This is a genomic window from Blautia sp. An249 (genome assembly GCF_002159835.1).
GTDB classification, from domain to species: domain Bacteria; phylum Bacillota; class Clostridia; order Lachnospirales; family Lachnospiraceae; genus Blautia_A; species Blautia_A avistercoris.
In genome coordinates, this window is the sequence record NZ_NFJL01000001.1 from 93,289 (window position 1) to 107,756 (window position 14,468).

The 14,468-nt window shown below is 44.3% G+C and carries 12 protein-coding genes; 10 read left to right on the forward strand and 2 right to left on the reverse strand.

Translation table 11 applies throughout. The annotated features are described in order from the left end of the window. The first annotated feature begins 5 nt into the window (after window positions 1-5). The 5 genes from B5F53_RS00475 (at window position 6) to B5F53_RS20520 (ending at window position 6,078) form a co-directional block, all read left to right on the forward strand. A complete protein-coding gene (locus tag B5F53_RS00475) occupies window positions 6-1,100 on the forward strand; it encodes an ornithine cyclodeaminase family domain (protein WP_087218132.1) in 1,095 nt (364 codons plus the stop codon). A 328-nt stretch (window positions 1,101-1,428) separates the two neighbouring features. Next, on the forward strand, window positions 1,429-2,274 hold the full coding sequence (gene licT / locus B5F53_RS00480) for a BglG family transcription antiterminator LicT (protein ID WP_087219026.1): 846 nt from the start codon (window positions 1,429-1,431) through the stop codon (window positions 2,272-2,274). Between the two features lie 124 nt (window positions 2,275-2,398). Continuing rightward, entirely contained in the window at window positions 2,399-4,303 is a 1,905-nt protein-coding gene (locus B5F53_RS00485; RefSeq protein ID WP_087219029.1) for a beta-glucoside-specific PTS transporter subunit IIABC, read from the forward strand. Window positions 4,304-4,326: 23 nt separating this feature from the next. Next, window positions 4,327-5,784 carry a glycoside hydrolase family 1 protein gene (locus B5F53_RS00490; protein WP_087218135.1) on the forward strand — a complete coding sequence of 486 codons (1,458 nt, stop codon included), beginning with the start codon at window positions 4,327-4,329 and terminating at the stop codon, window positions 5,782-5,784. 162 nt (window positions 5,785-5,946) lie between these two features. Then, window positions 5,947-6,078 (forward strand): hypothetical protein, encoded by a 132-nt coding sequence (locus tag B5F53_RS20520; RefSeq protein WP_275532187.1) that lies wholly within the window; start codon window positions 5,947-5,949, stop codon window positions 6,076-6,078. Between the two features lie 75 nt (window positions 6,079-6,153). Here B5F53_RS20520 and B5F53_RS20040 read toward each other — a convergent pair whose 3' ends face one another. Next, on the reverse strand, window positions 6,154-6,309 hold the full coding sequence (locus B5F53_RS20040) for a hypothetical protein (RefSeq protein WP_204246884.1): 156 nt from the start codon (window positions 6,307-6,309) through the stop codon (window positions 6,154-6,156). A gap of 203 nt (window positions 6,310-6,512) precedes the next feature. Between B5F53_RS20040 and B5F53_RS00495 the strand changes: the two genes are divergently transcribed. The 4 genes from B5F53_RS00495 (at window position 6,513) to B5F53_RS00510 (ending at window position 11,233) form a co-directional block, all read left to right on the forward strand. Continuing rightward, a complete protein-coding gene (locus B5F53_RS00495; protein WP_087218138.1) occupies window positions 6,513-7,112 on the forward strand; it encodes a sugar O-acetyltransferase in 600 nt (199 codons plus the stop codon). Between the two features lie 72 nt (window positions 7,113-7,184). Further along, window positions 7,185-7,616, forward strand: coding sequence for a MarR family winged helix-turn-helix transcriptional regulator (locus B5F53_RS00500; RefSeq protein WP_087218141.1), 432 nt, complete (start codon window positions 7,185-7,187; stop codon window positions 7,614-7,616). A gap of 7 nt (window positions 7,617-7,623) precedes the next feature. Then, window positions 7,624-9,357 (forward strand): ABC transporter ATP-binding protein, encoded by a 1,734-nt coding sequence (locus B5F53_RS00505; RefSeq protein WP_087218144.1) that lies wholly within the window; start codon window positions 7,624-7,626, stop codon window positions 9,355-9,357. Beyond that, window positions 9,350-11,233 carry an ABC transporter ATP-binding protein gene (locus B5F53_RS00510; protein WP_087218148.1) on the forward strand — a complete coding sequence of 628 codons (1,884 nt, stop codon included), beginning with the start codon at window positions 9,350-9,352 and terminating at the stop codon, window positions 11,231-11,233. Before B5F53_RS00505 ends, B5F53_RS00510 begins: the two co-directional genes overlap by 8 nt. 368 nt (window positions 11,234-11,601) lie before the next feature. Here the strand turns inward: B5F53_RS00510 and treR are convergent, their stop codons facing one another. Beyond that, a complete protein-coding gene (gene treR, locus B5F53_RS00515; protein ID WP_087218151.1) occupies window positions 11,602-12,321 on the reverse strand; it encodes a trehalose operon repressor in 720 nt (239 codons plus the stop codon). A 183-nt stretch (window positions 12,322-12,504) separates the two neighbouring features. Between treR and treP the strand changes: the two genes are divergently transcribed. Next, complete coding sequence (gene treP / locus B5F53_RS00520; RefSeq protein WP_087218154.1) at window positions 12,505-14,451, forward strand: PTS system trehalose-specific EIIBC component; 1,947 nt, start codon at window positions 12,505-12,507, stop codon at window positions 14,449-14,451. Window positions 14,452-14,468: the final 17 nt, after the last annotated feature.

Here is a 14,468-nt window from a genome sequence, read left to right on the forward strand (position 1 = left end):
CCAAAATGTTTACATTTCCAAAATACAGGGAGCCGGATTTTCATCAGGAAAAATTTGAGAAATCTCCGGATGTGAAATGGGAGAAAGTCGCTCAAAAAGGAGTGGCGCCGGAAAATTTCCACAGTACATCCATGTATCCGGAATACTTTAAGATAGACGGAAAATGGATTCTGGCGGCTCAGAGCCGAATGGATTCCAGCGTGGTTTTAGGAGATGACGGCAGTCTGAAAGTGGTGGAAAACCGAAACCTGGAAGTGGGAGATAAGGTGATTGTGGGAAGGACAGAAAATGCAGAAGAAGGGATTTACCTTCACAGCAGAGGATTTGAAGATCCGGAAGATAATCCTGATGATCAGTTTGTTTTCCGCCAGGGGCGAAGCAGGGAAACCTCTTATGCCAGAGACTATGACCGTCTGTTTGAACTGCTGAATTATGAAAGAGAACACGGCAATATTTTATGGGTTATGGGGCCGGCCTTTGCCTTTGACGCAGACGCCAGAGCCGCCATGCAGGCGATGATTGAACATGGCTATGTGGATGGACTGATGGCAGGGAATGCCCTGGCTACCCATGACCTGGAAGGAGCCCAGTTTCATACGGCTCTGGGCCAGGACATCTATACTCAGAGATCTCAGCCAAACGGCCATTACCACCATCTGGATGTGATTAACCGGGTAAGAAGAAGCGGCTCTATTCCCCGGTTTATTGAAGATTACCAGATCGACAACGGTATTATCTATAGTTGTGTAAAAAATGAAATTCCCATTGTTCTAACGGGTTCCATCCGGGACGACGGTCCCCTGCCGGAGGTAATCGGGGACGCTTACGAGGGACAGACACAGATGCGGAAAATGGTATCTAAAGCCACTACAGTAATCTGTCTGGCTACTATGCTTCACACCATTGCAACCGGAAATATGACGCCTTCTTATAAAGTGCTGGAGGATGGAACCGTTCGTCCTGTGTTCCTGTATACCGTAGATGCCGACGAATTTGTGGTCAATAAACTTCTGGACAGAGGAAGTCTGTCGGCCACAACAATTGTTACCAACGTACAGGATTTCATAATGCTGGTAGTAAAAGGACTGGGCGTTTTATGAGGGCGATTTCAGAAAACATTCCTCTTTCTGTACAAAATATACAAAAAACAGAAGATGAAAATAGTAAGAATTTCGTATAGACAAAAATGAAAATTATTGCTATAGTATGCCTAGAAAGCAAGTTTGTTATTACGTAAGGGTAAGCAAGACTGCTTATAATGCTGAAGGAGTATTATAAGCAGTTTTTTTTATGAAAGCCCCGGACTGCGGTTGTGTGCCCGGGCAGGCTTGCCTGGGCGGACACACAGCCATAGGACGGGCAAGACAGAATGAGCACGGGGGCTGCCGTCAGGCAGACCGAAAAGAGCTAGAGAGGGGATTATCTGTCATGAAAATCATCAGAGTTCTGAATACAAACGCAGTTGTCTCTGTGGATGGAGAGAACAGAGAAGTCATCATTACCGGTCCCGGAATCGGCTTTAAGAAAAAGAAAGGGGAACACCTGGACGAATCCCTGATTGATAAGACCTACTGCCTGCAGAGCAAGGAGAGCAGTCACCGCCTTCAGGAAGTGGTAAAGGCCATATCGGAGCAGTATCTGGAGATTGCAGCCAGGGTAGTCCGGGCGGCCAGAACTGAACAGGGACTGAAAGTAAACGATATTTTATACGTAACCTTAACGGATCACATTCATTCGGCAGTAGAACGGTATCGGGCCGGGATACAGCTGAAGAATATCATAAAGATGGATATCCGCAAGTTCTATTCCAAAGAATATGCGGTAGGGAAACAGGCAATCCAATGGATTTATGAAGAATCCGGCATTGATTTGGGAGAAGATGAGGCGGCATTTATAGCCATGCATATTGTAGCTTCTGAGCTGGAGAACAATGAAGTATCCGATGTGAAGAAGATTACGGAATTGATTACCTCGATTGTACAGATTGTCAGAATACATTTTAAGGTCAGCTTCCATGAGGATTCTGTTTCTTATCAGCGTTTTATTACCCACCTGAAATTCTTTTCCGCCAGAGTGTTTGACCATACTGCTTATCAGGACAGCATGGAAGAAATTTATGAGGTTATGGTAAAGCAGAATGAATACGCCTATACGGGTGTGGAAAAGGTGGCGCAGTTTATTGAGAAGCAGTACCAATACAGCCTTAGCATTGATGAAAGACTGTATTTACTGATACACATTAAGAGAATTTTAGATGAACAGAAAAACGATTAAACGTTGTCTGGGCTTGTAATTATTCAGTTAAGCAAGGCCCGGTTATAAAGGGTGTATATCCCGGGAAGATATACCCTTTATAATCGGGTCTTTTTATATGAAAAAATTCAGAGAGGTGAAAATTATGGATTACGCAAGTGTAGCAAAAAAGATTTTACAGCGTGTAGGAGGTCAGGAAAATGTAATCAGCCTGATCCACTGCATGACAAGACTCCGTTTTACTTTAAAGGATGAGTCCATCGTAGACGATGAGGCAGTAAAGAAAACAAAAGGTGTTATGGGTGTTATGAAAAAGGCCGGACAGTACCAGATTATCATTGGAAATGATGTGGGAAATGTCTATGCTGAGCTGAACAAACTGGGAAATTTCTCCCATGATGCGCCTAAGAAGACAGAAGAGAAGAAAGAGAAAAGAAATCTGTTATCCATGCTGATGGATACCGTTTCCGGAGTTATGACTCCGATTATTCCGGCAATTATCGGAGCAGCCATGATCAAAGTGCTTCTGACACTGCTCCCGATGATTGGAATTCTGGATACCGAGGGAAATACCTATAATCTGCTGAGTGTTATCGGAGACGGAGCCTTCTTCTTCATGCCGGTACTCATTGGTATTTCCGCGGCTAAGAAGTTTGGAACTAATGTATATTATGCGGCCAGCATTGCCCTGATTATGCTTCATCCCAACTTCATCAGCATGATGGAGGGGGCTCATGAAGCAGAAGAAACCATTAAGTTTTTAGGCTTTCTGCCGGTAACCTATGCCACCTATTCCTATTCTGTCATTCCTATTATCCTGGCAGTCTGGTCACTGAAATATGTGGAAAAACTGGTGGACAGAATTACGCCTGTGGTAACGAAAAACTTCCTGAAACCGATGCTGGTGGTGCTGATTGAAGCCCCCATTGCGCTGATTGTTTTAGGACCGCTGGGAGCTATCTGCGGAAACGTATTATCTGACGCTGTATACTTTGTTCATGATAAACTGGGCTTTATCGCCATCGGACTTGTAGCCGGAATTTATCCTTTCGTGGTTATGGCAGGAATGCACCATGCCTTCACTCCTATTAAGCTGGGCGTGATTGCCACATCCGGATTTGAAAACTTTATCTGTATCGGAGAGCTTTGTTCAAACATGGCACAGGGAGCAGCGGCTCTGGCGGTATCTGTAAGAAGCAAGAATAAAGACTTTAAACAGATTGCGGGATCCTCTGCATTTTCAGCCCTTCTTGCAGGAATCACAGAACCGGCTCTTTATGGTGTTACTCTTCGTCTGAAGAGACCTATGCTGGGAGCCTGTATCGGCGCCACAGTGGGCGGACTTTTCGGAGGATTCTTCCAGATGAAATGTTTCGGAATCGCTACGCCGGCCATTGTAACCATTGTACAGTATGTGGAAGAAAGCCGTCCCGCCAGTCTTCTGATTGCGGCCCTGACGATTCTGCTTACGGTTGTGGTAACTTTTATTGCAACAGTTCTTATTGGATTTGAAGATGTGGTTGATGAAGAGGATGAAGAAGAAACAGCAGGAGGAATGGAGTTGGCAGCAACTGTGGCAGAACCCCTGCCGGAAGGAAAAGAGATTTTTGTTTTAAGCCCGGTGCAGGGAGAACAGATTCCTCTGGAAAAAGTAAATGACGCCACATTCTCTCAGGAAATTCTGGGGAAAGGAACCGCTGTGATACCGGAAAAAGGCGTGATTTGCGCCCCCTTTGACGGAAAGGTAGATGTGATGTTTGAGACAGGACACGCGGCAGGGCTGGTCAGCGAAGAAGGCGTTGAGCTTCTGGTACACGTGGGTGTGGATACCGTTAATCTGGAAGGGAAATACTTCTATCCCAAAAAGAAATCCGGAGATACCATTAAAAAAGGCGAAGTGATTCTGGAATTTGACAAAGAGAAAATCGCGGAGGCAGGATACGATATTACTACCCCGGTGATTGTATCAAACTCAGAACGGTATGCCCGGATAACCCCGGTACAAAATGGAAAGGTACAGGAACTGACGCCTATTTTAGAAATCGTATAAGTGAAAAACAGGAGGATTATAACATGGAAGAAAGAGAAAGAACCGGTTTTCCGGAAGGCTTTTTATGGGGAAGCGCATCTGCTTCCTACCAGGTAGAAGGCGGTTATCAGGAAGATGGAAAGGGGATGACCAACTGGGATACTTTTGTGAGGATTCCCGGGAAAACCTATAAGGCAACAACGGGAGATACAGCGGTGGATCATTACCACCGCTACAAAGAGGACATCGCTCTTATGGCAGAAATGGGACTGAAAACCTATCGTTTTTCCATTGCCTGGGCCAGGATCTACCCGCAGGGAAACGGACAGATCAATGAAAAAGGAATTGCTTTTTACCGGGATATTATTGAGGAGTGCAGAAAACATCAGATCGAACCGATGGTAACCATCTTTCACTGGGATTTGCCCCAGGCGCTGGTGGACGCCTACGGAGGCTGGGAAAGCCGGGAAATCGTGGATGATTATGTGAACTATGCTAAGACACTGTTTCAGTATTTTGGAGATAAGGTGAAGTATTGGATCACTCTTAATGAGCAGAATATTTTCACCTCTCTGGGCTGGCTGACTGCGCAGCATCCGCCGGGAAAATTCGATGACCAGAAGACATTTTACCAGGTAAACCACCATGCTTTTATGGCACATGCCAAGGCAGTGCTGGCTTACCGGGAGATGGGAGGCACAGGGGAAATCGGCGCCAGCTTTGCCTATACGCCTTCTTACGCTCTGGACTGCAATCCCATCAATGTTATGGCAAAACGGGACTATGACGAATTAAAGAATTTCTGGTGGATGGACGTATACGGCTATGGCCGTTACCCTAAAGCAGCCATGGCATATCTGAAGAAAAAGGGATTCGCCCCGCATCTGGAAGAGGGAGACGAAGAGATTCTGAAGAAAGCGGCGAAAGAGATTACCTTTATGGGTGTGAACTATTACCAGAGCTGTGTATGCGAATACAATCCCCTGGACGGAGTGACGCCCTACGGTACCATGAATACCACTGGAGTGAAAGGTTCCGCCCAGGAAGTGGGAATACCGGGCATTTATAAAAATCCGGCCAATCCGTATCTGATGACTACAGACTGGGACTGGACCATTGATCCTGTGGGACTGCGTTTCTGCTGCCGGGAGATTACCAGCCGCTATGGACTTCCCATCGTAATTTCCGAAAACGGTCTGGGAGCCTTTGACAAAAAAGAAGAAGATGATAAAATCCATGACGATTACCGGATCTGTTATTTAAAGGAACATTTGAAAGAACTGGAAAAAGCCATCGAGGAGGGCTGTGATGTGCTGGCCTACTGTACCTGGTCCTTCACAGATTTATTAAGCTGGCTGAACGGGTATCAGAAACGGTACGGCCTGATTTATGTGGACAGAGAGGAAGAAGAGGGAGCTTCCATGAACCGGTATAAAAAAGACAGCTATTACTGGTACCAGGAAGTGATCCGCACCAACGGGGCAAGTCTATTTGACAAATAAAAACAGAAAATGAGACAGGAGCTTATTCCGACGTTGCAGAAAAATGTGGGAATAAGCTCTTTTCTTTGAAAATTTTTGGCGGTATATAGGAGCATATTTTAACGGAAAAAGGCAAATCCTAAGAAAAGAATAGAAGGAAAAGAACAAGGAGGAAATACAGAGATGGAAGCCTTTGGTGTGATTGCGTTGGGAGTATCTGCAGCTTTGGCGGCTTTTTATGGTGTGAGAGCATGGAATCGTGCGGCAGACAGAGAAAGGAAACGGGAAGAAGTAAGAAAAGATATGAATAAATAAAGAAGAACTTTCAGGATAAGGGCTCCGGAGACATCTAAAAAAATGTCTTCGGAGCCCTTTTTGAAAGAATGAGAGCTACTGGCGGATAAATACGCCGCTTTCTTCAATGAAATCATCCAGGTCGGCCAATGCGTCCTGGGCCCATGTTTCTGATAATTCTTTTGGCTGTTCCTGTACGCCGTCCTTCTTTTCCATTTCCTCCTGAGGAAAATCTCCGTTCTCTTTTCTCATTTGAATCACCTCCGAATAAGAATAAAAGCCGATACCAGGAGAATTTCTGCAGGTATCGACTTCCTTGTCCGCTGTTATTATTATACAGGGAAACCGGAAATTTTGTCAATGATCTTTCAAAAGAGAGAATTGACAAACAGAAACAAAAAATATATATTGCAGTTAGAAAAGCGATAAGTAAATGAGAAAGGAAACGGATGCCCATGACTTTAGAAGAACAGAAACAGAGAATTCTGAATGGAGAAATGTATGATGATACCACAGAGGAACTGGTAAATGCCAGAGAACGAACAGTATTTCTAACTAATGAATATAATAAGACGTTCGGACAGCCCAAAGAAGTAAGAGAGGCTGCTTTAAGAAAGATTTTAGGAGAAATGGGAGAAAATGTGTTCTTTGAGCCCACCTTTCGCTGTGAGTTCGGCTTCCATATTAAAATAGGAAATGATTTTTATGCTAATTTTGACTGTGTGATGCTGGACGGCGGCGGAATTGAAATCGGTAATAACGTTTTATTCGGTCCCAGAGTCGGAATCTATACCACCAATCACGCAAATGATGCAGAAGAAAGGGCGAAAGGAGCCTGTTATGCGAAACCGGTGAAAATCGGAGATCGTGTATGGGTCGGCGCAGGCGTCCATATTACCCAGGGAGTTACCATTGGAGAAAATACCATAATCGGTGCGGGAAGCGTTGTAACGAAAGATATTCCGGCCAATGTAATTGCAGCAGGAGTTCCCTGCAGAGTTATCCGGGAAATCACAGAAAAAGATAAAACAGATTATCTGGAAAAACAGGGTTGACATTCCCCGTTTTTTTGCATAGAATATGTAGGATGCGACATATATAGCAGGGAAAATGAAGGAGCAAAAGAAGTGGAAGATGTAAGCATTGCCTCAATGATTAAGATTTTAAGCGAGACCATTGGGCGCAGAGCCAATAAGGATTTCAGGGAATTTAACCTGACATTACAGCAGATGAAAATTCTGTGGTTTTTAAAAAGCCGTGAGGGAGAACTGGAAACCAGCCAGAAGGATATTCAGAAACATTTGAGAGTGGCACATCCAACGATTGTGAGTATTCTGAAAGGCATGGAAACGAAGGGATTCATCACAGCTTTTCCCAGTGAAAAGGACAGGAGGATGAAAATTGTCCAGTTGACGGGAAAAGAGGAGTGTATTTTCCGGGAACTGGAAAAAGGCAGAGAGAAGATGGAGGCGCAGCTGCTGAAAGGATTTTCTTCGGAAGATCAGGAGCGTCTGTTATGTTATCTGAAGTTACTATATGAGAATATTAGGGAGGAATGATAGAAACATGAATAGAAAACTTTTACAGTCTGTTCGGGAATATAAAAAGGAATCTATTCTGGCACCTATTTTCGTAATCTTAGAGGTCTTCATGGAAGTGCTGATACCTTATCAGATGGCTAAGATTATTGATGATGGAATTCAGCTGGGAAATCTTTCCTATATTGTTAAGGTAGGAATCAGCCTGGTGATTATGGCCATGCTTGCCTTGCTTTTCGGTGTGATTGCAGGAAGGCTGGCGGCAGTTGCAGGTGCAGGATATGCTAAGAATTTAAGACATGACATTTTTTACAAAATACAGGAATTCTCATTTAAGAATATCGACCATTTTTCCACCTCCGGTCTGGTAACCCGATTAACCACAGATATTACAAACGTGCAGATGGCTTACATGTTCAGTATAAGACTGCTGGCAAGAGCGCCGATCATGATTATTTTATCCCTGATTATGACGGTGGCCATCAACAGAAAGATTGCACTTTTATTCTTGATTGTAATCCCATTTCTTGGATTTGCTCTGATTTTTATTGCAAAGAAAGCGCATCCTCATTTTATCAGAGTATTTGACGAATACGATGTACTGAATAATTCCGTTCAGGAGAATGTAAATGCTGCCCGTGTGGTTAAAGCATATGTAAGAGAGGATCATGAGATTGAGAAGTTCCACGGAATTTCAAAAGTGGTTTATGATCTGTTTTCCAAAGCGGAGAAAATTGTGGCATGGAACTCACCGGTGATGCAGTTTACCATGTATGTGGTTGTTCTTTGCATGGTTTTAATCGGCGGAAAGGACATTATCTTCGGCGCTATGGCGGCAGGGGAACTGACCAGTGTGATTGTCTATGCCCTTCAGATCCTGATGTCTCTGATGATGGTTTCTTTCGTGTTTGTTATGATTATGATTGCGGAGGCATCCTCTGATCGAATCCGGGAAGTACTGGAAGAAGTACCGGAAATGCAGAATCAGCCGGAAGCAGTAACCGATGTGCCAAACGGAGACATTAAATTTGAAAATGTAGATTTCAGTTATGCAGGAGAAGGCGGAAATCTTTCGCTGAAGAAGGCCAACCTGCATATCAAATCCGGCCAGACCGTGGGAATTATCGGCGGAACAGGAAGTTCCAAATCCACACTGGTGCAGTTAATCCCCAGACTTTACGACGTCACAGGCGGAAGCGTAAAAGTCGGAGATATTGATGTGAGAAATTATGATCTGGAAGCCCTTCGGGATCAGGTATCCATGGTACTGCAGAAAAACGTCCTTTTCTCCGGAACCATTTATGAGAATATCCGGTGGGGGGATGAAAACGCCAGCAACGAAGAAGTTAAAAGAGTCTGTAAACTGGCGCAGGCAGACGGCTTTGTACAGGAATTTCCGGCCGGTTACAATACAATGATTGTGCAGGGCGGAAATAACGTTTCCGGAGGCCAGAAACAGAGGCTCTGTATTGCAAGAGCGCTGCTGAAGAAACCGAAGATCCTGATTCTGGATGATTCCACCAGCGCGGTGGACACCAAGACAGACGCCATGATTCGTAAGGCATTTCGTGAGGAAATACCGGATACCACCAAGATTATCATTGCCCAGAGAATTTCCTCAGTGGAAGACGCAGATATGATTATTGTAATGGATAACGGTAAGATTAACGGAATCGGAACCTCAGAGGAGTTACTGAAGAATAATGCCATTTACAGAGAAGTTTATGAGTCTCAGATGAAAGGAGGAGAGGAAAATGAATAAGAAGCCAGGTTTATCCAGAAATACGTTGAAAACAGCGAAACGTCTTTTGGGATATGTAACGAATACGTATAAAGTTCAGTTTATTATTGTCTGCATCTGTATTTTAGTCAGTTCTGTGGCGACAATTTCTGTATCCTTTTCTCTCAAGTTTCTGCTGGATGACTTTATTATGCCGCTGATAGGCCAGACAGATCCGAATTTTAAAGAACTGTATCAGGCGCTGACGGTTCTGGCAGGAATCTTTGCCTTTGGTGTAATTGCATCCTTTGTTTATACCAGGCTGATGGTTGTTATCGGGCAGGGAGTTCTGAAAAAAGTCAGAGACGAAATGTTTGAACATATGCAGACCCTTCCTATCCGCTACTTTGATCAGAACACCAACGGTTCCATCATGAGTCTTTATACCAATGATACGGATACCCTCCGTCAGATGATTAACCAGTCCATTCCCCAGGTACTGATGTCCGCCTTTACCATCGTGGTGACCTTTTTTTTCATGCTGGTGCTGAGTCCGCTGCTTACGATTTTAGCGGTGCTTATGATTATGCTGATGTTTTTCGTCTCCCGAAAAATCGGCGGACAAAGCGGAAAATACTTTGTAAAACAGCAGTTGGATTTGGCCGCGGTTACCGGTTTTGTGGAAGAACGTATGAATGGTCAGAGAGTGATTAAAATCTTTAACCATGAAAGAATCTCCGAGGAAGAGTTTGACAAATTCAATGATCAGTTATATGAGAGCGCTTCCAACGCCCATACCTTTGCAAGTGTTATGGGACCGATAATCGGAAACCTGGGAAATGTGCAGTTCGTATTAACGGCGATTCTGGGAGGTATTTTATCTGTTTCCGGTATTGGCGGAATCACCATTGGTGTTATTGCCTCTTATCTGCAGTTTACAAAGAGCTTTACCCAGCCTTTCATGCAGATTGCCCAGCAGTTTAACTCGATTATCATGGCCCTTGCAGGCGCTGAGCGTATTTTTAACATGATTGATGAAGAACCGGAAGTGGATAACGGTTATGTTACTTTAGTAAATGCGAGAAAAGATGCCGACGGAAACCTGACCGAATGTAAAGAGAGAACCGGAGTATGGGCGTGGAAACATCCCCACCAGGCCGAGGGTACCGTTACCTATACAGAGTTAAAAGGAGACGTCCGGTTCTTTGATATGACTTTCGGATATACAGAGGAAAAGATGGTACTTCACGATCTGACCCTGTATGCGAAGCCGGGACAGAAGCTGGCGTTCGTTGGTTCCACCGGAGCAGGAAAAACCACCATTACCAATCTGATTAACCGTTTCTATGACGTACAGGATGGAAAGATCCGTTACGATGGAATTAACATCAATAAGATTAAAAAAGCAGATTTAAGACGTTCTCTGGGAATCGTTCTTCAGGATACCCACTTATTTACGGGAACCATTATGGAGAATATCCGTTATGGTAAATTAGACGCCACAGATGAGGAAGTATATGAGGCAGCTCGTCTGGCTTATGCCGATCAGTTCATCCGGATGCTTCCCAATGGATATGATACCATGCTGACCAGTGACGGAGAGGAATTATCCCAGGGACAGAGACAGCTTCTGGCCATTGCCAGAGCAGCCGTTGCCAATCCTCCGGTGCTGATTCTGGATGAAGCAACTTCCAGCATTGATACCAGAACAGAAGGCATTGTACAGAGAGGAATGGATAACCTGATGAAAGGCAGAACGGTATTTGTAATTGCCCACCGTCTCTCTACCATCCGAAACAGCGATGCGATTATGGTTCTGGAGCACGGACGCATTATCGAGAGAGGTACCCATGAAGATTTGATTAAAGAACATGGAACCTATTATCAGTTATATACAGGAAAGCTGGAACTGTCTTAAGAAAAAAAGAAAGAGAAAAACACCCTGTAATGCAGAAAGCAGATGCATTATGGGGTGTTCTTTTATGTAATAGGAAATTCCGTCGGATTTCCTATTACATAAAAATCGCTCCGCTGTGGATGCGACCAGATGCATGTGGAATTATGACTGCCTGCGGCAGTCTGCATCTGGCGCGCAAAGAGTACAAGTCCCTCATGAGTGAGGGATATAGGGAGTTGAAGAGGACTTGTCCTCTTTGTTCTTTAATAGGAAACTGCGTTCCCTATTAAACAAAACGCTCCGCGTGGAGCGCACTGCGTCGGAGTGGAAGAAGGCGCTTTGCGCCCCGCCGCAGGCGGAGAATCCTGCGAGCAGGATTCTTTTTTATCTTAACTTCGGGTGGCAGTATCCTGGAAGCAGAAGTAGTCCGGCCGGTGGCGGGACTGAGTATATTCAAACATAATTCCCTCGGAATTAAAAATCTGTCCGGATACTACAGCAAGAAAATCATAATCTTTTAATTCCAGGTATTTATGATCGATCTGCGTAGCCCGTTCCACAGTCATTTTCCGTTTGCTGACATCAATCTGCATTCCCAGGGTTCCTTCCAGATATTCGTAGACAGACTGGGCGGCAATCCTGGGGGTTAAACCAGGAACCTGGGATTTCAGAAACATATTAATATCAAAAATCAGGGCTATTTCATCCAGATACCGGACACGCTGTATATAGTAGAGCTCGCTTCCTACAGGAAAGCCGGTTTTTCTGGAAACCCGCTCATCTGCCGTAAGCTCTGCGAACTGGATGACTTTCGTAGCGGCTTTCTTATGATTTCTGGCAGCGGATTCCTTAAAAGATTCAATTCCTCCGATGGTAAAATACGCAGGATCCACAGGCTGATAGATTACGCGAACCCCTTTGCCGTGAAGAGACTGTACATACCCGTCCTTTACCAGCAGAGAAACCGCTCTGCGTATGGTATTGCGGGAACATTTGTAAATGGTAACCATGGTATTTTCCGAAGGAAGGAACTGCTGAAATTCATATTCCTGGGTTTCAATTTTCTGCTTTAAGTCTTTATAAATTCCTTCAAATTTCATTTTTGGCATAAATATCACCTTCGTATAACTTGTTTAAACATCTTAGTATTTATTATAAACAAACCTGATTAGAAGTCAACGTTACAATTCTTAAAATTCTTTAAAATATCCTTGACTTGTTTAAACAAGTATGTTATAAAAGAAGTATCAAAAGTACTTGTTCAAACAAGTAAAAGGTTGGGAGGTAAAAAAATGGGAAAATATTCTCAGGACGCACAGCAGTTATTAGAGCTGGTCGGAGGAAAAGAGAACATAGCTGCTGTCACACATTGTATCACACGTATGCGGTTCGTTTTAAACGATCCGTCCATTGCAGACGTGAAGAAAATTGAAGCAATGAAAGTCGTAAAAGGAAGCTTTACCCAGGCAGGACAGTTCCAGGTAATCATTGGAAACACAGTAGCTGACTTTTACAATGATTTCATCGCCGTATCAGGCATCGAAGGTGTTTCCAAAGATGCGGCTAAAAGCGCTGCAAAGAAAAATCAGAATCCTGCCCAGAGGGCAGTGGCGGCTATTGCAGAAATTTTCGCGCCGCTGATTCCTGCCATTATCGTAGGCGGTTTGATTCTTGGTTTCAGAAACTGTATTGACAGTCTGTATTTATTTGAAAACGGAACAAAGACCCTGTGTGACCTCAGTCAGTTCTGGAGCGGACTTGACAGCTTCTTATGGTTGATTGGTGAAGCTGTTTTCCACGTGGGCATCCCGGTGGGTATCTGCTGGTCTGTAACCAGAAAGATGGGAACCACGCAGATGCTTGGAATTATCTTAGGTTTAACCCTGGTTTCCAGCCAGCTTCTGAACGCATATTCCATGGCGTCCACACCGGCTTCAGAGATTCCGTTCTGGGATTTCGGATTCTTTAAAGTCAACATGGTTGGTTATCAGGCGCAGGTAATACCGGCGATTCTGGCGGCATTTACCCTGGTTTATCTGGAGAAATTCTTCAAAAAGATTACTCCGCAGGTCGTTTCCATGATTATAGTACCTTTCTGCAGTCTGGTACTTGCAGTTATCATCGCCCATTTCGTTTTAGGACCCATTGGATGGAAGATTGGCTCTGCAATTTCCAGCGTTGTTTATGCGGGAATCACCGGTCCGGTGAGAGTCCTGTTTGGAGCAATCTTCGGATTTGCCTATGCACCATTGGTTATTACCGGTCTGCATCATATGACAAACGCGGTGGATTTACAGTTAATTGCAGATTATCAGGGAACTATGTTATGGCCAATGATTGCCCTGTCTAATATCGCTCAGGGGTCTGCAGTATTAGGTATGATTTATCTTCAGAAGAAAGACGTTGACGCTCAGGAAGTAAACGTTCCGGCATGTATCTCCTGTTATCTGGGAGTTACCGAGCCTGCTATCTTCGGTGTAAACTTAAAACATGTATTTCCGTTTATCTGCGGTATGATTGGTTCCACCTGTGCGGCAATCGTATGTACAGCTACCGGCACCACAGCAAACGCCATCGGTGTAGGCGGTATTCCCGGAATCCTTTCCATTCAGCCGCAGTATATGCTGACATTTGCTGTCAGTATGGTACTTGCAGTAGTAATTTCTTTCGGACTGACGGTTGTTGTAGGAAAGAAAAAAGGCCTTGGAAAAGGCACTGCACAGGCAGAAGCAGAGCAGATTACAGAAGCTAAAGCAGAGGAGAACGTTCCTGCAGCAGAAGAATGCCACAGTTTAAAAGCGGTTTTAGATGGTGAAGTAATTGCATTAAAAGAAGTAAACGACGGTGTATTTTCAGAAGGCGTTATGGGAGATGGTCTGGCCATCAAACCATCCAATAATACGGTTTACGCTCCGGCAGACGGAAAAATTACTGTTGTTATGGAAGAATCCAAACATGCCTGCGGACTGACCCTGGCAAACGGTATGGAATTGTTAATCCATGTGGGGATTGATACCGTTGACATGAACGGAGACGGATTCCAGTATCTGATTCGGGAAGGACAGCAGGTAAAAGCAGGGGATCCGCTGATTATCTTTGACAGGAAAAAGATTGAGGCAGCAGGACATCCGGATACCACGGTATTTATCATCACAGAAGAAGGAAATGCCAAAAACATTCAGATTAAAACAGGTATGACAGCAAAAGCAAAAGAAACAGAAGTAGTTGCATTTGATTAAAAAAGAAAGGCGGGTAC